Raw genomic sequence first — 21669 nt, 5'->3', positions numbered from 1 at the left:
CTAATTTTGATAGCTATTTAAAAATTCACATTTAAACCAACTACATATGTTTTACTTTTTGGATATGCAGAATAATCTACCCCTGGGGTTAGTGGGTCTTTCCTTCTGGTTGATACTTCAGGATCAAATCCAGAATAATTTGTAATCACAAATAAATTATATGCTGAAGTATAAACCCTTAGGCTTTTCATTCCAAGCTTTTTAGACAAATCCTTACCTAAAGTATAACCAAGGGTTAAGGTTCCCAATCTCAGAAATGATCCATCTTCTACAGCCCAGTCTGTAAGTACATATTTAGACATATATGGCGACCAAAGTGTGGTGTTGGCATTCATTGCTTCTAATTCCGCGCCATCGTTGCTAATCGTTCCATTAGCACGCAAGTTCGTCCATCGTGAACCTGTTTCCATTACCGAAATCATATTTCTAGAATTATATTTACTGGTAGAAGTATATTCAATTTTATTGGCGTTATAAATGTCGTTGCCATAACTCCAGTTAAAGTAAGTACCAATATCGAAGTTGTAAATTCTTGTATTTATAGAGAAACCACCAGTATGTGAAGGAGTTGCGTTACCTATAATTGTTCTGTCAGATAAATTAATAACTCCATCTCCATTTAAATCTTTTAATTTCATTGAACCCGGTCTTAGCGTACCAATCATATCAGTTGCGTTCACTACGCCGGGTTTTCGTTGCCAGGCTGATCCATTATAAGGAAGAAAATCAGAAACATTATATCTTCCATCGCTTTGATACCCAAAAATCCTTCCTACAGAAGCACCTTCTTCAACTCGATAATCTTCGCCAATTTCTGTGGATGCCCATCCAGAAGTCCCTGGATAATTAGACAATCCACCTAATGATTGTACTTTATTCTTGTTAAAACTAATATTTGCATTAAGGCTTAAATCAAAGTTAGTTTTTCTAACCGCATTCCAGTTAGCAGAAAACTCCAGACCCTTATTTTCTGTTGCGCCTATATTGCGATACTGGTTATCATAACCACCGCCCCCTGTTAAATACAAGAGGAGTAAGTCTTTTGTCTTATTTTTATATAGGTCTATTGTACCAGTAACCTTCGAATTAAACAGGGAGAAGTCTAAACCAATATTTCTGGTAATTGTAGTTTCCCATTTCAAATCGGGATTGGCCTGAGTTTTATTAGGTGCTAAGAAGTTGGCATATCCATTTGTATAAACAGGCGTTGAAGGGTCATTTGGAGCGAATAATTGAATAGTCTGGCCAACTGGAATATTGTTGTTTCCCGCTGTTCCGTAACTAAGTCTTAATTTTAAATCATTTAACCATGACTTTGTGTCATCCATGAATTCCTCAGCAGAAATTCTCCAGGCACCAGAAGCAGATGGGAAATACCCCCAACGGTTTTTACTTCCTAAAAATTTAGATGAACCATCTGCTCTAAAGGTAGCACTTAACAGATACTTTCCTTTATAATCATAATTTGCCCTGCTGAAAAAAGATAGCAAAACATCATCAGGGCTAAACACTTTCGCTGATTTACTTTCTTTACCTTGTCCAGATAGTTTACGTGTAGCATCAAAATCATAGGTGGCAGGAAATCCGTCAATCTGTGTAGTATGTATTTCCTGTGCTGTTTTAATATATTCATGCCCTAGCAGGAAGTTAAGGTTATGATCTTTGCCTAATAACTTCTTAAAATCATAAGATAGTGTATTGGTATTTCTTATTGCATTTCTGGTTGTATTTGTAAAAATAACTGCTGGTAGCCCCGGGTATAATGCAACGTTATTAATTACAAAGTAAGTTGTACTACCGTAGTAACGGTCCTGTTCATTTTTATACCCATCATAACCAATTTCGGAACGCAGCCTTAGTCCATCAACAATATTATAGGTTAATGCTCCGCTTAAATTGGTCATCTTTCTACGAATTAGCTGATCATTGTCATAAATCGCATCAATTGGATTATATAGATTGAAATTCGGATCAGTAACGTCATTATCCGTTAAATCTCCAACTGGAAAAGCAGGATAAATCATAGCGTACTTTAATCTCGAATCTGCCGATGATTTCTCGTTTTGCTCGTTAGCTCCACCACCTTCTGTTTTAGTATCTGAATATCTAACACCAAAATCAAGGGTTAATTTATCATACAATTTATGATTTAACTTAAAATTCATATTATGCCTCTGATAGCCAGACCCAATCATTATAGCCTTGTCTTTCACATAACTATGACTTAAACTGAATTTAGTTTTCTCGCCACCGCCACTAATGTTTAAGTTTTGATTGTAAGTGGTACCCGTACGTCCAAAAACGATTTCCTGCCAGTCATTTGGAACTACATTACCATATAGGTCAATATCCTGGTAGTTCCCGAAATACTTTGTGTATTCATTTGGCGCATTTGCCAACAAAGAGCGCTCATATTGAAATGTTGCATAATCCAATGGAGTCAATACATCCAATTTTTTTGCTAGTTTTCTAATCCCTGTAAAAGAGCTGAAACTAATGGCTGTTTTTCCATTTTTACTATTTTTAGTGGTAACCAAGATTACACCATTAGCACCTCTTGATCCATAAATAGCAGTAGACGAGGCATCTTTTAAGATATCAATTGATTCAATATCCGCTGGCGCAATATCAGAAATAGAAGCAACAGGGAAACCATCTAAAATGTAAAGTGGTGTATTGTCACCGGTAAGCGATCCGCCTCCCCTTACCCTAATGGTCATCTCCGCATCAGGAGAGCCTTCTGTAGAGGATATATTCACACCGGCAACTCTACCCTGAATGGCCTGTAGTGCTGAAGAAACCGGAGCTGCTGCAATTACGTCGGCAGTTACAGAAGATACCGCACCCGTTAAGTCCTTTTTCTTTACTGTTCCGTAACCGATGTTTACCACCACTTCGTTAAGGGTATTTACATCTTCAGCTAAAGAAAAGTTAATTTTAGTTTGTGTGCCCACCGTAATCTCGGACGGCTTATAGCCTACATAGCGGGCTACCAATACAACAGTGCCTGTAGTAGGCACCGCGATTTTAAATTCTCCTTTCGTATCTGTACTTACTACTACGTTTGTACCTTTAACGGTAATACTTACGCCAGGAATGGTTTCGTTGTTTGATTTGTCTGTGACTTTTCCAGTTACTTGTCTTGTTTGGGCTTGAGCAGCGCCAAAAAAAGTCAAAAATAATGAAAACAGGAGTAATGTTCTCTTCATACTTTTTAGATTAATCCCAAGCCTCAGCTGGGGAATATTGGTTATAATATTTGGTTATCGGAAATACCTTGGGCGTACTCCTTAAGCAAGTGTACATTGTTTTTTTTAATAACGTATTCAATAGGAATACATAAATCTGTGCAATCGTTCCCGAGAACGTTGCCATACTATTACTTAAAAATTTTTATAAGTTTAGTATTAACCTTATCTTGCAATAATTCATTATTGATTTGTAATATACCTCATTATTTTATAGCTGCTATTCATGTTTGAGCCTTCTACTTTAAAAGACATTGCCAAAGCCCTGGGGCTTTCAACCTCCACTGTTTCAAGAGCTTTAAGAGATACCCATGAGATTAGTGCAGAGACAAAAAAGATAGTACTGGAGTACGCACAAAAAATAAATTATTTTCCAAACCCGATTGCACTAAGCTTAAAAGAACGCCGAAGTAAATCTATTGGTGTAATTGTAAGTGAAGTGGCCAACAATTATTTTTCACAGGCCATTAATGGTATTGAATCTATTGCTTATGACCGGGGCTACCACGTAATTATCACACAAACACATGAATCTTACGATCGTGAAAAAGTAAATGTTCAGCATTTAGCTTCCCGCTCTGTAGACGGGCTTCTGATCTCTCTATCCTCTGAAACAAATGATGTTACGCATTTAAAGAACTTGCATGACCGTGGTTTACCCATCGTATTTTTTGATCGGGTGGCCGATGAAATAGATACCCATAAGGTAATAGCAGACAATGAAAAAGGAGCGTATAAAGCTACCGCCCAACTCATTAGTCAAGGCTGCAAAAAAATAGCTCATTTAACCAGTTCTGAGCATCTTTCTATCAGTATTGAAAGGCTGAAAGGCTATAAGCAGGCCTTGAAAGATCATGGCATACCTGTAAATGAAAATTATATTAAACATTGTCCGCATGGGGGCATGTTTCATGAAGAGGTAGAAATTGCAGTTAAAGAGCTGATGGATTTGGCAGATAGACCTGATGCCTTATTTATAGCGGGCGATCGGCTTAGTATGGGTTGTTTGATTGTTTTTAAAACCCTGGGCATCAAAGTTCCCGAAGATATGGCCATTGCAGGATTCAGCAATTCTGATGTTTTAGATCTATTGAACCCTTCTTTAACCTCTGTACGTCAACCTGCTTTCGAAATTGGACAAATTGCTACAGATATGCTGATTAAACTGATAGAAAGCAAATATCCGGTGTATGAGTTTGAAAAGAAAGTTCTGGATACCAGCATGTTTATACGTAACAGCACAATTCTATAATACTTATCTTTTGTTTCTAGTAATCGTCATCCCGCTCTGTAGGGATGACGACTCCAAAAATATATTAATGTGCGTCTTCTTCAGGCACGTGGAATGAAGATCTGGAGATCATCTTCCAGTCTCCTTTTTCTTTCTTCCAAATCTGTACAATACCAAGAAAAATATGCCTTGGCACGCCGCCATCATTGGTATCGGCCACTAAAATGTGTCTGGCAAGTGCAATTTCACCTTCCAGTAAAAACTTAACAGAAGGATGTACCAAATCAATTTTAACAAAATCAGATTTCTTGGTACTAATTGCCTTTATAAATTGCTCACGGGTTTCAATGTGCCCATTAGAGTGTGTATAATAAAGCTCTTTTCCAAGCACACTTTCCAAACCTGCTTTATCTCCGGCTATCATGGCTACCCTTAATTTTTCAATGCCTGCGTTTACCGCAGTTTCTTCCTTGCTTATTACAGGCACTTTGCTTTGTGCCTGTGTTAAAATACTTGCTGTCATTAGTAATACTGTTGTGATAATGGTTTTCATAATTCTTTTAATTTATCGAAGTCAAGTTACCAAAAAATGGTATAAAGTGCAGTTAACATCACGATAATAATAAGCGCACCGATTGCAAAACCCGGAGAGGTTTTAAACATCTTTGTATCTACTTCCAGACCTTTAGGAACTACACCCCTTCTATTTTCAATGTTGGTAATGATACTCATTCCTATAATACAGAGTAAGAATACCAATCCCATTCTGTCCAGGAATGGAATTTCAAAGATTCCGTTATTATCAAAATTAGGTTGATATAAACCATACGGGGTTAAAAAATCCAGGTTTACCCAAAGTGGTAAAAACTTAAGGACAATAGAAAATATAAAGCCACCTATGGTAGCAAAAAGTGCCGCATTTGAAGTGGTCCTTTTCCAGAAAAACCCTAAAATAAACATGGCAAAAATTCCAGGAGAGACAAAACCAGTATATTCCTGAATGTAATTAAATCCTTGTTTACCCTCGCCCATAAGCTGCTCTCCGATAATCAGCGACATAATTACTGCAAGAATAATGGAAATGACAACGGTAATCTTACCTACATTAACCATATTGTTTTCGGAAGCATTTTGGTTAATGGCTTTTTTGTAAATATCTAAGGTAAATATGGTAGCGATACTATTTGCTTTACCCGCAAGAGAGGCTACTATAGCCGCAGTAAGTGCAGCAAAAGACAAACCTTTAATACCAAGAGGCAATAAATTCAACAAACTCGGATAGGCTTTATTTACATCTACAATACCCTTTGAATCCAGCATTTCGGTATGGAACATGCCATATTTTGTATACAAAACATACGCTGCAATTCCAGGCAACACCACAATTGCAGGCATCAATAGCTTTAAGAAAGCAGCAAATAAAATTCCGCCCCTTGCTGTTTTTAAGTCAGCGCCCAGGGCACGTTGCGTGATATACTGATTACAACCCCAGTAGTTAAGGTTCACAATCCACATACCGCCAATTAACACCGAAAGACCTGGTAAACTGATATAGTTGCGGTTTTCTTTGTCAAATATCATATGGAAATGATCATTGGCTTCATTATGCAACAAGGTTAATCCGTTCATCACCCCTACCTGCCCGGATTTAGTAGCCAGTAGATCAAGCGCGATATAGGTAGCAACTAATCCACCCAGAATGAGGAAAAACACCTGTATTACATCCGTGTAACCGATAACTTTCATACCGCCCAGCGTAATCAAAATGGAAAACACTGCAAGCAAAGCTATACAGGTAAAAATATCTACTCCAGAAATGTTACTTATGGCTAAGGCTCCAAGGTATAAAATAGACATCAGGTTGACCACAATGTACAACATGAGCCAGAATATAGCCATAATCATAGCTACGGTACCATTGTAACGCTGGCTAAGAAACTGGGGCATGGTAAAAATCTTATTTTTAAGATATACCGGAATAAAAAAAACAGCAACTACAATTAAGGTTGCTGCTGCCATCCACTCATAAGTAGCAATCGCTAAACCCATTTTAAATCCGGAGCCGCTCATTCCAATAAATTGTTCGGCAGAGATGTTTGATGCAATTAAAGAGGCGCCAATGGCCCACCAGGTTAATGATCCTTCTGCAAGAAAATAATCTTTAGAGTCTCGGGTGGCAGATTTCTTTTTTCTGTAAACCCAAATCCCATAAGAGGATACAATAATAAAGTAGATAAAAAATACGACATAATCGTACGTGTGTAATGTGTTCATCAGTAATTTGATTGGTTAGATTTTATAATTAATGCGCTGAATATAAGCGGATTTTTTGAGAATACCATACCAAATAAGAATATTACACAAATTAGTGTAAAACTCACACTATATCTTCCTCCTTTATAGGCTTTATGATCATTCTGAGCGAGTGGTCTTTGGTGAAATAAGCAACCATCCAATGCCAGAAAGTTCTGGCCCTGTTTGCGTAAGTAATCAACGACATTAAGTGCACAAATAACCATGCCATCCAGGCAATGAGTCCGCTTAGGTGCAAGTTTGGCGTCACCAGGTCTGCTACAGCTTTGTTTCTACCAATAATTGCCATGCTACCTTTATCAACATATTTAAAAGGCAGCAGCGGCTGGGCCGTAGCAGCACGCTTAAAGTTCTTAGCCAGGTTTTTACCCTGCTGTATGGCAACCTGGGCAAGTTGTGGGTGGCCCTGAGGGAAATTAGCATCTGTAGTTTGCAGACAGGTATCACCAATGGCATAAATATTTTCCATACCTATCACCTTATTATTGGCATCCACCAGCATACGTTTTCCCCTGCCGTAACAAGTAGAAGGTATGCCGTCAAATATCTTAGCGCTTACTCCCGCAGCCCAGATCAGGTTTTTGGACGGAATGGTTGTACCGTCAGATAAAATGACCTGGTCATCTATAAAATCATCAACATGGGTACTCATTACAAGTTTAACACCCAATTTAGTGAGTGCCGCTGTAGTATATACCTGAGATTTCTCACTCATAGGCGACAGCACCATTTTACCTCCATCTACAAGGTAGATCTCTCCACCTTTACCTGCAAGTTCAGGATAATCCTTGCGGATAATTCCCATCCTCATTTCCGCAAACATACCAGAAATCTCCACGCCCGTCGGTCCTCCTCCAGCTACTACAATGGTTAAAAGCCTTTTAATTTCCTCCGCATCAGTAGAAATAGTGGCTTGCTCTATCCGCATCAATAAGGTATTGCGCATCTGTAGAGCGTCGCCAAGGGTTTTCATAGGGATAGCTTGTTTCCTGATGTTCTCGTTTCCAAAGTAATTGGTTTCAGCACCTGTAGCAAAAACAAGCTCATCGTAACTTATTGTTCCATTGCTAAGGATAATTTTATTTTCCTCAGGAAGTATTTGTTTTAAAACGCCCAGCCTGAAACGCAAATTCTGTTTCCCGGCAAACAGTTTTCTAAAAGGGTAGCTGATACTTGCTGGCTCCAGAAACGAGGTGGCCACCTGGTAAATTAGGGGTGGAAAGAAATTATAGTTATTTTTATCTACCAACAACACATCAAACTCCTGATATTTTCCTAAAGCTTTGGCCAGGTTTACACCAGCAAAGCCGCCCCCTACAATAACTATCTTTTTACGCATCATATTTAAAAATTAAATCCCAGGGAAATGTACGGAAGTGCCCCTTCTTTAGAAGCACCAACCACGGCCTGGATCAGAATCAATTCTGCAGGCACAACATACAATCCACCACCGTAGCCATAATGCCAGGTATTAGAAGATTGTCCCTGTTCCCAAACTCTTCCCACATCGTTAAAACCTACTATACCCACTGTACCTGGAGTAATATAAGAGGTAAAATCAAATAACTTTACACGCAAATCCAGGTTATTGTATAACATACTTTTTCCGGTAAACCTATTGGTATGAAAGCCCCTTAAGGTATGAACACCACCCAATTGCATTTTCTGGTAAAAGGTAGGCTTTCCAAATGTGGTTCCTGCCCCCACACGGTTTGCAATAATAAATCCGGAGTTGCCTGGATTGAGGTAAAAACGAAATTCTGTATGTGCAGCGCCATACGTATCGTGGTTCCCGTTTACCTGTTTTTGTCCGGTAACTGAAGTTTTCCAGAAAACGCCTTTTTTGGGCATACTAATATTATTCCTGGTATCGTAAGTAAGTATGCTGACCAAACCACCGTAAATCCGGTCAGCAAAAACAGCCTCATCAGGATTACTTGTATCAAACTCCTTCAAAAACCTTTTTGCATTTCCATTGCTGCTACTGGTATAATATGAGCTGGCAACACCGGCCTCAAGCCGTAAATCTGAAGCGATCAGGCGACTAAGTTTAACATCTGCCCTTAAGTAATCATAGCGGTTCCGGTAATAGGAAATTCCACTATTGCCTTTATTGTCCGCATCTCCAAATGCTGTTTCATTTCCAAAACCAAAGAAGTTACTTAAATTATTTGGGCCCAACAGATTGGCATCAATTTTTAAATCATTTTCCCCTACGGCCTTTTTAAAATCAGCTGCATACGTCAGGATAAAAGATTTTCTACCGGTAGAGTAATGCGTCCAAAACTCCTGTTTAAAGGCATAAGGTTCTTTTCTAAAACCCTGCTTTTGCCAAATCAATCCGGCGCCAAGCTGTAAGCCCTGATCTATATTGTAATTAAGTTGAAAAAGTGGTCCAAACTGATCAAATACAAAGCTTTTTTTGTTGTATTGGTTTACAGTGGTATCTGTTGATAGTTTCAATTTAACAGATCCAGGAGCGGGAAATTTATTTTCCTCGTCAGATCTGTCGTAAACATATTGTCTGGATTTGTTCTTTAGCTGAGAATCGACACTAAACTCATCTACATCATCACCGCCAACCATCCTTACCTTTATTTTAGATGGCTTTTGCCCTGTAACCTCAAAAACATCTTCTCCTGCAAAACCATATAACCTAATTTCTTTCGTTAGCCCTTGCTTAAAAGTTCTATGGTAAATGGTACGCCCGGTTGTCCCATCCTTTTTAATATTTTTAATCGTCAGCTCTATATCTCCGTCATCTTTATGCCTCAGCATAAATTTCTCCCTTTCATCAGAAGCAGGAATTTCAACGGTATGTGCCAGAAAACGGTAATATGCTAATGCAATCTCTTCTAAATTCCTTAATCTTCCCGTTAAGGAAACGGTTACTTCCGCCCCATTCTGCTTTAAAATTACTTCAGGCATTAAAGCAATAGCTTTTTGGATCAATGCCGTACTGATGTGCTCTTGCACATAGCTGATTTCTTTTTTCCAGTCCTGCTCATTTAAACCATTTAAAAAATAGCGGTCAAAGTAACGCGCATTAAAATTCCAGCCTTTTATGTCACGGATATTTTCGCTATAAGGCTGCAGGTTAGATTTTAACCATTGATGTGAAAGTACCCAGGGAAAAATACCAGATGTTTTATAAAACACCTTATCTCTATCTCGTGGAATGGGCGTATATAACGTTACACCATCCTTTTTTTCCGGCAACCAGCGCCAGTTGTCCTCGTGCCGGTCCCAATCGCCTACAATAAAATCAAGTAACCTGGCCCTAAGTACCAGCTTTTGATCCGTTAAATGATCATTATCTTCCTGCAATTTCCGTTGTACCTTTTCGGTATTGTCTGTATCATCAGTTTCTGCTAAGGCACGTTCTTCAAACAGGTAGGCAGAATTTGCGAAATCCTTCCGGTGCTCCATCAATCCCGGATCATCCCCAACATAAACAATTTCTGGATTGGCATGGGGTAAATGAAGTGCATCAGCCAAAGGCGGAACCACCAGTGCACCAAAAGGATGTCCGGTAGAAACCTGGTCCTGCACAATATTTTTCGCTATCGTTGCCCTCAAATTTTCAGGCAAAGCACGTTCCGGATATTTCTGAATGGTGCGTAACACCCATTCCTTACCTCCGGCATCTTTAAAACGTATAGAACGGGTTTGATTGCCACCTCCAAGCTTTACAATGGTTAAACCACCACGCTCCTTTTGTAGATTTAGCACCCTCATTTTAACCGGTGTAGCCCAAAGCTTACGGTAATTCTCTCCTAAAAAATCCCGGTGTAAAGATGTTACCTGATCATATTCAGGCGCTATGGCTACCGTAATGGAATCTGCAGGCATGTATTGTGCACTGGCCAAACCAGGTACAGTAAGCGCTAAAACAATACCACAAATTACATTTCTAAATTTCATATTACCACTTTAACCCTCAATGCTTTTAATCCCTCTACACCTTGTAATTCTTCCAGGTCCAGATGCTCCACATGCTCTTCCAGCAAACCTTGTTGCTGCAGTGTTTCAATATATCCCATATATTCCCTGGCTTCCCAATGGTTAAAATAAACAATAGCAATTTTCCCTACCTGGGTTAATCGCTCCTGCGAATGCAATATATGCACCTTATCAATTCGCTTTTTAACCATTTGATACCTGATGTTATAGCTGCCTTCTACATCAAAACGCTGTTCATCTGTTCTAAAACTAATATCTATTACTTTTTCGTATACAAAAATCAGTTGGGTGGTAGACAGTTTTAAGGGCAATTCGGGCATCAGTTCATGTGTGGCCTTGGTAATGTTGGCAATTCTCTGTAACTGCATCAACCTAAATCTCGACAATAAGTCTGCCGGCATGGGCTGTTGAGGTGCAATTGATTGCCCCAGATACATGTCAAACTCTACGCCATCTGTTCTGAATTTCTCAAAATATAGGGGGTATATCGCCTGAAGTTCAGTATTAAATTCATCCAGCTGTGCATTCACGGCACGATTGATCATCTGCATACTCAGTTCATATTCAGACCTGTTTTTGTAGATTTCGCTCCCCGCTGCTGTACGCTCAAAATACTCAGTAACCAATTGCGCAACTTCAGGATGGGCGGTTTTTAGAAGATTAAGGTAAAGCGGAAGCTGTCTTTGCAGGTAATCTTCAATTTTGAGGATCTCCCGGTCAGAAAGTTCTTCAAAATCTTTGTAACCCCAAATTTTTGAATGTGCGGGAATCTGCTCTTCTAAACTGAGCTCAATGTTATCTTTGATGCCTTCCAGGGTTTTTTCCAGAATTTCAAAATGCGTATACAGATCCTTACGGATCACCAGATTACGCTCCAGACTCGAATTTCTTATGTCAACTGCTCCATAAAAGGGATGTACATCTTCAAAATAAATAGACTCTACAGGTAAGTTACGCTCCCTTGCCCCAGAACCGATATACCGGTAAGCTGCTTCATAAAAACGCCACCTAACAGAAGACTGAATGGAAGTAAACTTATCAGTAAGCACAGTGATGATATCGTAATTAAAATCGGTAATGATATTCTGGAACAACTGCGCTAGTAAAGTCGTTGCGGGTTCAGCTTTTGAAAGCGTTTGACTTGTAAATATATGCTGGTTTTTACTATACATTTCCAGGCAACCAACCAGTTTACCGTTATAATACAATGGTACCAACGCATAAGCCTTAATCCCATTTTTAGAGAGTATTTTTAGCAATGGATACTTCAAATTTTCCTCTTCGCTTGTAATGTCCGGAAAAATCAGCCTTCTGGGATTTAAAACATAGTCTTCCAATAACTGCTCATAATCCAATTTCTCCTTTTTTGCCAGGTCAATCACAATACTAGTAAAGCCTGAATGATCATGGGTAATCATTTTTCCATTAATCTGCACATAAGGCAGCAATCCAAATTCAATCTCATCACTACCAACAAGCGTCTTTAATGCTACCGAAAGGTGATCGCTATGACAGCCTACATTACACTCATGGTGTTCAATGATGATGTTTTTAATGGACTCAAGAGCATATTCACGGGTAACATCAGTAAGTGTGATAACGGAAATGCCTTCTATAGAGAAATCTTCCAGCGGCAGCAGGTGCTGCAAAATCTGCAAGGCACTACGCTCATCCTGTAAATCATCTTTAAAAGTTTCCAGACTTAACACTGGCAATTCCTTCAGGTTTTTGATTTCCAAAAACCGGGTATCAACATCCAGGTTGTAATGCTTCAATAAATGCGTATCTGGGTCAATAATGGATTTGATATCGAAAAGTGCCGTCCTGAAAGAAATATTGTAAAACTTTTTTAAAACAATATCATAAAAGTTAAGCAACGTACTTTCCTTAATTTTACTCTCTGAAGGCATCTGTAATCCAGATTTTAAACTCCCGGTTACCGGATCCAACAATACCTGGTAAAACGCATCGCTTCCAAAATAAATACAGGGGGATAAAGGAGTACTTAAAGCCCATAGCTGCTCCTCCTCATCATTTAAGATAGGAGAAAGCGCGGTATAAATCAATTCAAAAAGCGCCGAATAACGGGGGGCATCCCCGGCCAATATAGGCCCCTCCAGTTCGGGATATTGATGAAAACGGTCAAGTATGTATTTGTAAAAATTTACTTTAGCAGTTCGCTCTGTTTTTACTTTTTCTGCAACAAAGTCCATAAAAGGCTTTAGAGAGAATTTTGCCTCCAACATTGCCGGCTTGGTTCCGGCTACTACGCCTTCAGGATTTAAATCTAACGTGATTGCCTGCATTTCCTTTTTTGATACACTGTGTTTAACAGCTGGTGAGATAAAAATGTTATTTAGCCTGGTACTTAAATTTTAAGATGTTGCCGCTACTCAGCTCATCTCCTTCATTAGAGATGTACAGGTTCCGCTCTTTGTCAAAAGCAAGCCCTTCTGGCTGGTTAAATATAGAAGAATCTAAATGGTGTACACTTTTAACTTTCCAATCGGCTGTAGCTACCAACAATAGTTTATTTACCGATGATAGAATGTACCAATCTCCGGTATGCGTATCACGACTTAGTGCTGAAGCTTTTAGGCCTGTTTTCAAAATAGCCTCTGTGGCAATCAATTTACTTAGGTCCATCGCAAACTGACCTGAAGAGATGAGTTCTTTTTTCGCCGCATTCCAGGTAAAGATAGAGCCCGACATACTTTGGTCCTTTTTATCGTCTTTACAATTCTTACAAAGCAAATAAATTTGGTTGGTTTGCTGATCAGCATATATGCTTTCATACTCTCCCTTAGGTAAAATATCCTTCCATTCTTTAAGATCTTCAATATCTTCTTTTACGGCTTCAGCAAAGGGAAAAACAAAAAGTGACCCATTACTTTTTAACACCATTACCGTTTCATTTAGAATTGCCACATCTTCATAATCTCCCTTTTCACTAAAATTAGCATGCTTTTGTTTCTTAACACCCCATGCTTGTCTAAACAAATCGCCATCCTCATCCTGGATGGAATATACCGTATCGGCATCATCATGATGAAATGCGATGCCAGAAATCTCCAAAAGGCTTTCGGGCATGTTAAATTTCTCAGGGTTGTTTAAGTCATATCCTGCCGGACTGCTGTATTTCTTTTCTTCTAATTTGCAGGCGAAAAAAACGGAAAGTAAAGCGGCTATTACCGATAATGTAAATAGTTTGTAGAATCTTTTCATAACATTTGATAAATAGCTTCCTGAGAACGTGGCTGTTGTTCTTCTGCACCAGCAATCTCATTTAGTTGCAAGTTAATCATTTCCCTAACAGTATGTTTCAATTGTGGATCGATAACAGGAAAACACACTTCAATTCGGCTGTAAATATTCCTGTTCATCCAATCCGCAGAGCCCATGTAAATTTCTTCGTTGCCTCCATTGTTAAAAATAAATACCCTCCCATGTTCCAGATAGCGGTCTACAATTCGATGCACTGTAATGTTTTCACTCTGGCCAGGTAGCCCTGCTGCCAGACAGCAGATACTGCGAACAATCATCTTAATTTTTACACCAACATTGGAAGCCTCATACAATTTGGAGATCAGGATCTTTTCTTCCAGGTTATTAAGTTTAATGGTGATTGCAGCTGGTTTACCTGCTTTTGCAAACTCCATTTCCCGGTCAATCAACATCAAAAACTTTGATTGCAGGTTAAATTGCGCCACCAGCAACTGTTCAAAATCAATATGATCTTCTTTCGAAGGCTTTTTCTTTCGCTTAGCCAAAAAGCCAAACAAAGCTTCCAATTCTTTCAAGATATCCTGGTTTGAAGTAAACAGGATATGATCTGTATAAAAACGTGCAGTAACTTCATTGAAATTCCCGGTCGCCAACAAGCCCAGGTATTGTGAACCTGAGTCGGATTTCCTTTTTACTAAGGCTACCTTTGCATGAACCTTTAAGGTATTTCTGCTGTAAATAATCTTTACACCGGCGTCCTTCATCTTTGATGCCCATTTTATATTGTTGGCCTCATCAAATCTTGCTTTAAGTTCCAGCATTGCCGTTACCTTTTTACCGCTTTTTGCTGCAGTCATCAGCGCAGTAACTATTTTAGAAGTCGTAGCAACACGATACAATGTACAGTAAATCTCTTCCACATCCGGATCACCTGCGGCCTCATTAAAAAATCGCAATACGAGGTCATAATTTTGATAAGGTGTGTGGACCATAATATCCTGACGCAACATCGTCTCTAGTAATTTTTCTTCAGCAGCTAAGGTTACTGCGTCTTTTGCCGGCCATTCTGGGTATTCCAGTTGTTTATCTTTTAAAGAAAAACCAGCTAAATCCTTTAAATTGTGGTATGCACCGCCTTCAACTATAGAGGCCTTATGTAAATTTAAGGCATACACAATTCTGTACAAGTGCCGCAATGGAATCCCCGGTTCGCATAAAAAGCGGGTAGCAACGCCATAATCACGCCTCGCCAGTTCCTTTTCAACAGCAGCAATGATATTTTCATCCTGTTCATCCTCAATATTTAATTCCGCATCTCTGGTTATTTTAAGGTTATAGATGCCCCTTAAAGTACAATCGGGAAAGAGGTGGTTTACATGCTGGCGGATGATGTCATCTAGAAATATGATGTACTCCCGGCCTTCTGCTTTTACCGAATACAATCTTGGTAATACATCTGAGGGAACATTGATAAATTTCAATCTTTCATTATCAGATGCATCGGTTAAAATAACGGCTTGGTATAATTTGTTATTTTCCGCAAAAAAAGATGTTTCATCAAGCTCCAGGTGTACCGGGGCAATGTGTGCAAGTATGTCTGTAAAAAACAGCTTAGCCACTGCCTCCTGCACCGCATCAGGCAGAACCTTATTGTAAATCCAGTTCACCTTCCTGGCTTCCAGTGCTGGAATAACTGCTTCTTTTAAGATCGTGCCAAATTGGTTTAATTGTCCGTCAATTTTTTCCTTTGCCGTTTCAAAAACATTTCGATCCTCATTGCCAGTGCTAAAATTATCTAATGCCATTAAAACAGGCATTCTTACCCTGTAAAATTCATCCAGGTTTGAAGAATAAATGGATAAAAATTTAATGCGCTCCAGCAATGGCACATGGTCTTTAGCGGCCTCCAAAAGCACACGGTGATTAAAATCCAGCCAGCTTAAATCTCTGTTAAAAAATACCTGATCGGTCATGATTACATTGCAAATGCCATAGCCACAATAAATGCCAAAACAGCCGTAACAATGCCAAACATAAATACATTGTAACCAGCCCTAAGCAACCTGTATTTGCGCCCCAGAACTACACCTTGCCCATACACATCTTTAATGAGTGTACTGTATAAAAACGGCTTATCTTCCATTAATGCGCCCATACCTGCTTCATAACTGGCCAAATCCATTCTGTAGAAATTACCGAAAAATAAAAGGTTCACTTTTTTAGCCTGCAACTCATCCTGGCTAAAAGTTCCCGGAGGAACTGAAGGGCGTGTGGCTAGAATACAAAATACCATTGTGGTAACACAAATGATCAGCAACAACAATGTAGGTGCTATCAGGTGCGGGTTATCTTCCAGCTTCCTTAGTAGGATGCTCAAAATAACAGATAAAATGATCGAATTGGTCTGAATCATAATATGCGCCTTATTATCGGCCATATCACTCAACCGCTGGTTATTTCCTGAAGTAATGCGAAACATAGTTTCTATGCCTTTTTCAGGACGATCATTGTCTTTCTTTTTTTCTTTCTCTTTCTTCACGGGTATTTCGATTTTCTCAATTACAGCTGGCGATACAGCCGCCTCTGTCTGAACGTCTTTTTCTTTGGCTGCAGCCTTATCTTTTAACTGCTGAAGGTTCCTGGCTTTTCCATCATTCAGTTGTTGCTGTGCAAAATCTGTGTGGTAATGATGCGCTTCAAATAATAAAATGGTCTTATCACGCCAAGTGCCCTTTTCTATATTTTTACCACAAAAGGCTTCAGCCTCTTTGCGCATGGTTTTATTTCGCTCCTTAAAACTCTCGCTGCCCAAATGATATAAGTCGGCATCACAAACAATTTGTTCCAGCAGGTTGTGCGGTTGCTGAGGCATTCTGGTTGCGATGATGCAGGCATTCACCTTTTCAATCAATACCGAATCTACACCTAACTGATTTAAAAAAGAAGCAGCGGCTTCTGCACCTTTGTCTTCATGGTGCTTCCACTCAACCAAATAACCTAAATCATGAAACCATGCGGCGGCAGTAACCACAAAAAAATCCTCATCGCCCAGCTGGTAATGGTTCGCAATTTTCACTGTATTTTTAACAACCTGTTCGGTGTGGTAAAGGTTATGATAAATTAGCCGATCATCCATATGGGCATGGAATTGAGCACTAATGTGAGTTTTTATCCGGTCTAATACTTCCAGGTATTTCATGCTATAAATATGAATAATAAGGTGCATTAATCCAATAGTTATCATGCACAGATCAAATGTATTGATAAATTTCTGTCATGAAATCAGAATCAGGTAAACTTAAGCCAGCTTAATTCTATTTTTGTCCTTTACTTCAACATGAAAAGACAAATTCCATTATTAGCCGTGCTAATTTTTAGCATTATATTTTTCCTGATCAATGAATATGTATTATCGGGTTTCCACACACTAAGTACTAACCCCTTAATTACACCATTATTTTGGGCAATAGTACTGCTGAGCGCAGGAACATTGATATACAGTATACGCAATATGCAACGATTGGGCATGGGCATGCTCTTTAAAATTACAACACATGCTTTTTTAATCCTGCTGGTTTCTGAACTTATATTCTCCTTATTTCTTGCCTTAGGAGATACCTATAGATTAATTTCGGGAAATCCCAGAAATCTGTATTGGGTATCTTTTGCGCTTTGTATGTTTTTGCTTACCATTCTGGTTTTTGTTTATGGCATGGTTAGAGGGAAATATGCCTATAGGGTGATTAAGCATACCTTGTTTTTCGATGACCTACCTAAAAGCTTCGATGGTTTTACCATTGTGCAAATATCAGATGTGCATGCAGGCAGCTTTAACAATTCAAAAGCCCTGCAAAAAGGCATTGACCTGATTAAAGCACAACAGGCTGATCTTTTTGTATTTACTGGTGATCTGGTTAACAACAAAGCAGAAGAGATTGAGCCATGGATTGGCCATTTCTCTCAGGTGAAAGCACCATTTGGACAGTTTTCAATTCTTGGAAACCATGATTATGGAGATTATGTACAATGGAAAGATGAGCACTCCAAGAAAGAAAATCTGGAACAGTTGAAAAGAAACCATGCAGCACTAGGCTACAGGCTGCTATTGGATGAACATGTAGAGATTCAAAAGGACGGAGAGAAAATTATACTTGCTGGTGTAGAAAACTGGGGAGTTGGATTTGGAGAACGCGGCGATCTTAAAAAGGCAATGAGAAACGTATGTGCTGAGGATTTTAAAGTACTGTTATCACATGATCCTACACATTGGGAGGCACAGGTTAAAACCGACCCTGTAAATGTGCAACTTACTCTTGCTGGTCATACCCATGGAATGCAATTTGGTTTGGAAATTTTTGGCATCAAATGGAGTCCGGTGAAATACCGTTATGCCCATTGGGCTGGTTTGAAAACCGAAAATGGAAGATACTTAAATATCAACAGAGGTTTTGGATTTTTGGGATTCTCAGGACGTGTGGGCATCTGGCCGGAAATTACGCTGATTGAACTGAAAAGAAAATAGCTACCTGTTGTTGTCAAGATAAGACCTTACTTTATCTGCTGCACAGTTACAGATGGCTTTAATGGCGCTTTTTAATTGTTCTGGCGTAACGCTGAACTTTTCGCTCCAGTATTCCAGTTCAAAACTTTCAGATACATCAATCAGATTGCTGGAATTGTCTTTTAAATGGGTTAAATTTTCCATGGCAAAATACTTTGGTTATTTGTAATACAATCTTCAACGCTAAAAGTTTTAAGTATGGATAAAAATAATCTTTGTACGGCAAAGTATTTGTAAGTTTACCAATTCTATTCTTCAAATATGCCAAATTCCACGCCCATAGCCCGAGGCAAATTATCCAGGATATTTACCTTGCTAAAACAAGCGCTTGCTGGCGAGTCTGCGGACTTTACCCAGGGAAGCATTCGCAGGGCAGTATTGCTACTGGCCATTCCCATGATGCTGGAAATGGCAATGGAGTCTGTATTTGCATTGGTAGATTTGTATTTTGTTGGTCATCTGGAGAACAGCAGTTTTGCGGTACAAACCGTAGGCCTTACAGAATCTGTGCTCACCATCCTTTACTCTATTGCCATGGGCATCAGTATGGCGGCCACCGCCATTGTAGCCCGTCGGATCGGCGAAAAAGACCCGGTATCGGCTGCCAAATCCGGTATGCAGGCTATTCTCATTGCATTATCCTTAAACCTCATTCTTGCAGTTCCAGGGTGTATTTATGCAAAAGAGATTCTGATGACGATGGGTTCTTCTGCAGAATCAGCTATTTATGGCACTCCATTTATGCGCATTACTTTTGGTGGAAGTTTCATCATTATGCTGTTGTTTCTATTTAACGGGATTTTTCGTGGAGCTGGAAACGCAGCCATAGCCATGAAAAGTCTGTGGATAGCCAACATCTGCAACATTATCTTATGTCCTGTTTTAATCAATGGATTTGGTCCCATTCCTGCCTTTGGTTTAACCGGTGCGGCTATGGCCACTACTACAGGCAGATTAATCGGTGTATTGTACCAAACCTATAATCTATTCAATGGAAAGGGCATCCTTAAAGTCGTTGCAAGCTATTTTATACCAGATCCTGAACAAATAAAAGCGTTGATTAAAGTTGCCGCACCGGCAGTACTACAATTTGTGATTGCCAGCTGCAGCTGGATATTTCTGGCCCAGGTGGTAGCTCATACCGGCGGAGATGAAGGATCTGCAGGTTATCAAAGCGCATTACGCATCATGATGTTTTTTATGCTTCCGGCCTGGGGATTAAGTGGTGCAGCGGCCACACTTGTTGGACAGAACCTTGGCGCAAATGAAATTATACGTGCCGAACGTTCGGTTATTACAACTGCAAAATTCAGCGTCACGTACATGACCACAATCATGATCATCAGCCTCCTAGCAGCTGAACCCATTATGTGGTTCTTTACCAATAACAACCATGTACATGACATTGCAACACGGGCAATCAGAATATTAAGTGCCGGGTATATATTTTACGGTATTGGAATGGTACTCATTAATGCATTTAACGGCGCTGGTGACACAAAGACACCAACCTGGGTTAACTTCTTTGGCTTCTGGTTATTTCAAATTCCGCTTGCTTACACCTTGTCTATACACTTTAAACTCGGGCCAACGGGCGTTTTTCTGGCTATTCCCATTGCCGAGGCAGCAATTACTATTGCCAGCATCATCTTATTTAAAAGAGGCAGATGGAAAACGATCAAAGTTTAACAGGATAGCTAAAGCGAAACAGAATTGAAATATTCAAAAAAATGAGGGTGAACAAACCGGACTACTCTTTTGTACAATTGCTGTTCATTTCCTTTTTCCTCCATCAATATACCATCGCACAGTAGCTCCTTGTAAGCATTTTTAAACATCTCTAAACCACTGATTAAATTTTCTTTTAAAACCGGGTGAACTGTAGGGCCGGAGCCGGTAAGTTCAACTAAACGCTTTATGAAATATATTTTTTCTGTAGAATAACTTGAGCTGTAGACCTTATTATACATAAAAAAGGGCGTCAAACTCACTGCCACGGAACTTTCTATATGGCCGTATTCAGAATTATCACTCAACATCTCAATATATGGTTGCATGTAAAATGGAAAACTTAACTGTGTCCTTAATTTAGGTTGCAAATCCGCTAATGCAGCCAGGCCCAAACCTGACAAAACCTGATCAATTTCGTCTTCGGTCAACAATGGAACGTTACTAATTTCGTTTTCATTGTAATGAGCGCCCTTAAACCATTTTTGCTCAAGCCCATGTTGTTTTAGCATACAGGACTTAAAATTAGTCCAGGTATTTGAACGCATGCTCATCACCAGCTTGATACTTTTTTGCTGACCAATTTTAACAATGAAATTGATGATTGTATCAAAAAGTGCCGTAATTTTATCCTGTTTTAGTGCAAGTTCAACCAAGCCATCAATAAAAACAATCAATTTACCTCCAGTGGCCTCATAATGCTCATTGGCATACTTGATTAAGCTATCCTTCTTTGCAATCCCCAACTGACTTTTAAGCTGATCTTCAAAACTTTCGCAGATCCCAAATTCATCGACAATATTTCTTACCGAAAGAAAGAGCAATGTAGACCTGGAAGTAATACTAAGTTTTTCCTGCAGGATTTTTTTTGCCAGACGCCCCATAATTAATGTTCTGCCTAAACCTGGAGGAGAGATAAAACTCATAAAGCTGCAGTCGCTGCTAAAGAATTCTACGAAGTCTTTTTCAGCAAAATTCCTGTTCACCGTATGTTCAAAGGGAATTTCGGATCGGTTTTTTATACATTTTATAGCCAGCTCAGTATGTCGTGTTGCAGCTTCATGTATATTTCTCCAACTAAACGGAAGATTTTCTACACCAGCAGAGCCATCCAAGCCATTACAGCCAACAAAGGTTTTGCCAGCATACTCAGATAATGCAGTTAGCGTATAACTGGAAAAATGATGCTGCATGCAAGCAAATCCAAACAGACGTTTTAGCGTGGTTTCACTTACGCTTTTATTTAAATTTTTACTGATTTCCCTTGATATACTTTTACAATCGCCAGGTGTTATTGCCGGGATCTGAGCTTTGTGTAATATCAGGTTTTTTAATTCGGATAGTGTTGAGATATGTTCCATAATGGCGTTAATTAAACATTACAGACATATATACGGAAT

Annotated in this window: 14 protein-coding genes; 3 read left to right on the top strand and 11 right to left on the bottom strand. The window is 39.3% G+C overall.

Annotation, left to right across the window (positions count from 1 at the left end):
• Positions 1-17: 17 nt before the first annotated feature.
• A complete protein-coding gene (locus LPB86_RS10575) occupies positions 18-3209 on the bottom strand; it encodes a TonB-dependent receptor (protein ID WP_230643416.1) in 3192 nt (1063 codons plus the stop codon).
• Positions 3210-3474: 265 nt separating this feature from the next.
• On the opposite strand from LPB86_RS10575, the gene LPB86_RS10570 reads away from it, so the two are divergent.
• Complete coding sequence (locus LPB86_RS10570; RefSeq protein ID WP_230643413.1) at positions 3475-4500, top strand: LacI family DNA-binding transcriptional regulator; 1026 nt, start codon at positions 3475-3477, stop codon at positions 4498-4500.
• 64 nt (positions 4501-4564) lie between these two features.
• On the opposite strand, the gene LPB86_RS10565 is transcribed toward LPB86_RS10570, so the two are convergent.
• The 8 genes from LPB86_RS10565 to LPB86_RS10530 form a co-directional block, all read right to left on the bottom strand.
• Positions 4565-5032 (bottom strand): nuclear transport factor 2 family protein, encoded by a 468-nt coding sequence (locus LPB86_RS10565; RefSeq protein ID WP_230643410.1) that lies wholly within the window; start codon positions 5030-5032, stop codon positions 4565-4567.
• Between the two features lie 26 nt (positions 5033-5058).
• A complete protein-coding gene (locus LPB86_RS10560) occupies positions 5059-6753 on the bottom strand; it encodes a sodium/sugar symporter (RefSeq protein ID WP_230643407.1) in 1695 nt (564 codons plus the stop codon).
• A 103-nt stretch (positions 6754-6856) separates the two neighbouring features.
• The gene (locus LPB86_RS10555) at positions 6857-8134 is read right to left on the bottom strand and encodes an NAD(P)/FAD-dependent oxidoreductase (RefSeq protein ID WP_230643404.1); all 1278 of its coding nucleotides are present in this window, start codon (positions 8132-8134) and stop codon (positions 6857-6859) included.
• Positions 8135-8136: 2 nt separating this feature from the next.
• On the bottom strand, positions 8137-10716 hold the full coding sequence (locus tag LPB86_RS10550; protein WP_230643401.1) for a BamA/TamA family outer membrane protein: 2580 nt from the start codon (positions 10714-10716) through the stop codon (positions 8137-8139).
• Positions 10713-13061 (bottom strand): GAF domain-containing protein, encoded by a 2349-nt coding sequence (locus LPB86_RS10545; protein ID WP_230643398.1) that lies wholly within the window; start codon positions 13059-13061, stop codon positions 10713-10715. The genes LPB86_RS10550 and LPB86_RS10545 overlap by 4 nt, the downstream gene beginning before the upstream one ends.
• Before the next feature lie 46 nt (positions 13062-13107).
• Positions 13108-13980 carry an SdiA-regulated domain-containing protein gene (locus LPB86_RS10540; RefSeq protein WP_230643395.1) on the bottom strand — a complete coding sequence of 291 codons (873 nt, stop codon included), beginning with the start codon at positions 13978-13980 and terminating at the stop codon, positions 13108-13110.
• The gene (gene ppk1, locus LPB86_RS10535) at positions 13977-15953 is read right to left on the bottom strand and encodes a polyphosphate kinase 1 (protein WP_230643392.1); all 1977 of its coding nucleotides are present in this window, start codon (positions 15951-15953) and stop codon (positions 13977-13979) included. The genes LPB86_RS10540 and ppk1 overlap by 4 nt, the downstream gene beginning before the upstream one ends.
• A 2-nt stretch (positions 15954-15955) precedes the next feature.
• Positions 15956-17179, bottom strand: coding sequence for a Pycsar system effector family protein (locus LPB86_RS10530; RefSeq protein ID WP_230643389.1), 1224 nt, complete (start codon positions 17177-17179; stop codon positions 15956-15958).
• A gap of 138 nt (positions 17180-17317) precedes the next feature.
• On the opposite strand from LPB86_RS10530, the gene LPB86_RS10525 reads away from it, so the two are divergent.
• The gene (locus tag LPB86_RS10525; RefSeq protein ID WP_230643386.1) at positions 17318-18502 is read left to right on the top strand and encodes a metallophosphoesterase; all 1185 of its coding nucleotides are present in this window, start codon (positions 17318-17320) and stop codon (positions 18500-18502) included.
• Here the strand turns inward: LPB86_RS10525 and LPB86_RS10520 are convergent, their stop codons facing one another.
• Positions 18503-18685, bottom strand: a complete 183-nt coding sequence (locus tag LPB86_RS10520; RefSeq protein ID WP_230643383.1) for a DUF3606 domain-containing protein — start codon at positions 18683-18685, stop codon at positions 18503-18505.
• Between the two features lie 117 nt (positions 18686-18802).
• Between LPB86_RS10520 and LPB86_RS10515 the strand changes: the two genes are divergently transcribed.
• Positions 18803-20230, top strand: a complete 1428-nt coding sequence (locus LPB86_RS10515) for an MATE family efflux transporter (RefSeq protein ID WP_230643380.1) — start codon at positions 18803-18805, stop codon at positions 20228-20230.
• An 8-nt stretch (positions 20231-20238) separates the two neighbouring features.
• On the opposite strand, the gene LPB86_RS10510 is transcribed toward LPB86_RS10515, so the two are convergent.
• Entirely contained in the window at positions 20239-21630 is a 1392-nt protein-coding gene (locus LPB86_RS10510) for a hypothetical protein (RefSeq protein ID WP_230643377.1), read from the bottom strand.
• Positions 21631-21669 lie beyond the last annotated feature (39 nt).

It is taken from the genome of Pedobacter sp. MC2016-14, from assembly GCF_020991475.1.
In the GTDB taxonomy this organism is placed as follows: Bacteria; Bacteroidota; Bacteroidia; order Sphingobacteriales; family Sphingobacteriaceae; genus Pedobacter.
The sequence above is the reverse complement of the archived record's forward strand: the minus strand, read 5'-3'. Positions and strand labels throughout refer to the sequence as shown.

Coding starts and splice junctions, on each gene's coding strand:
- LPB86_RS10565 (WP_230643410.1), bottom strand. CDS start 5,032: ATGAAAACCATTATCACAACAGTATTACTAATGACAGCAAGTATTTTA.
- ppk1 (WP_230643392.1), bottom strand. CDS start 15,953: ATGACCGATCAGGTATTTTTTAACAGAGATTTAAGCTGGCTGGATTTT.
- LPB86_RS10515 (WP_230643380.1), top strand. CDS start 18,803: ATGCCAAATTCCACGCCCATAGCCCGAGGCAAATTATCCAGGATATTT.
- LPB86_RS10510 (WP_230643377.1), bottom strand. CDS start 21,630: ATGGAACATATCTCAACACTATCCGAATTAAAAAACCTGATATTACAC.
- LPB86_RS10520 (WP_230643383.1), bottom strand. CDS start 18,685: ATGGAAAATTTAACCCATTTAAAAGACAATTCCAGCAATCTGATTGAT.
- LPB86_RS10525 (WP_230643386.1), top strand. CDS start 17,318: ATGAAAAGACAAATTCCATTATTAGCCGTGCTAATTTTTAGCATTATA.
- LPB86_RS10540 (WP_230643395.1), bottom strand. CDS start 13,980: ATGAAAAGATTCTACAAACTATTTACATTATCGGTAATAGCCGCTTTA.
- LPB86_RS10545 (WP_230643398.1), bottom strand. CDS start 13,061: ATGCAGGCAATCACGTTAGATTTAAATCCTGAAGGCGTAGTAGCCGGA.
- LPB86_RS10555 (WP_230643404.1), bottom strand. CDS start 8,134: ATGATGCGTAAAAAGATAGTTATTGTAGGGGGCGGCTTTGCTGGTGTA.
- LPB86_RS10575 (WP_230643416.1), bottom strand. CDS start 3,209: ATGAAGAGAACATTACTCCTGTTTTCATTATTTTTGACTTTTTTTGGC.
- LPB86_RS10530 (WP_230643389.1), bottom strand. CDS start 17,179: ATGAAATACCTGGAAGTATTAGACCGGATAAAAACTCACATTAGTGCT.
- LPB86_RS10550 (WP_230643401.1), bottom strand. CDS start 10,716: ATGAAATTTAGAAATGTAATTTGTGGTATTGTTTTAGCGCTTACTGTA.
- LPB86_RS10570 (WP_230643413.1), top strand. CDS start 3,475: ATGTTTGAGCCTTCTACTTTAAAAGACATTGCCAAAGCCCTGGGGCTT.
- LPB86_RS10560 (WP_230643407.1), bottom strand. CDS start 6,753: ATGAACACATTACACACGTACGATTATGTCGTATTTTTTATCTACTTT.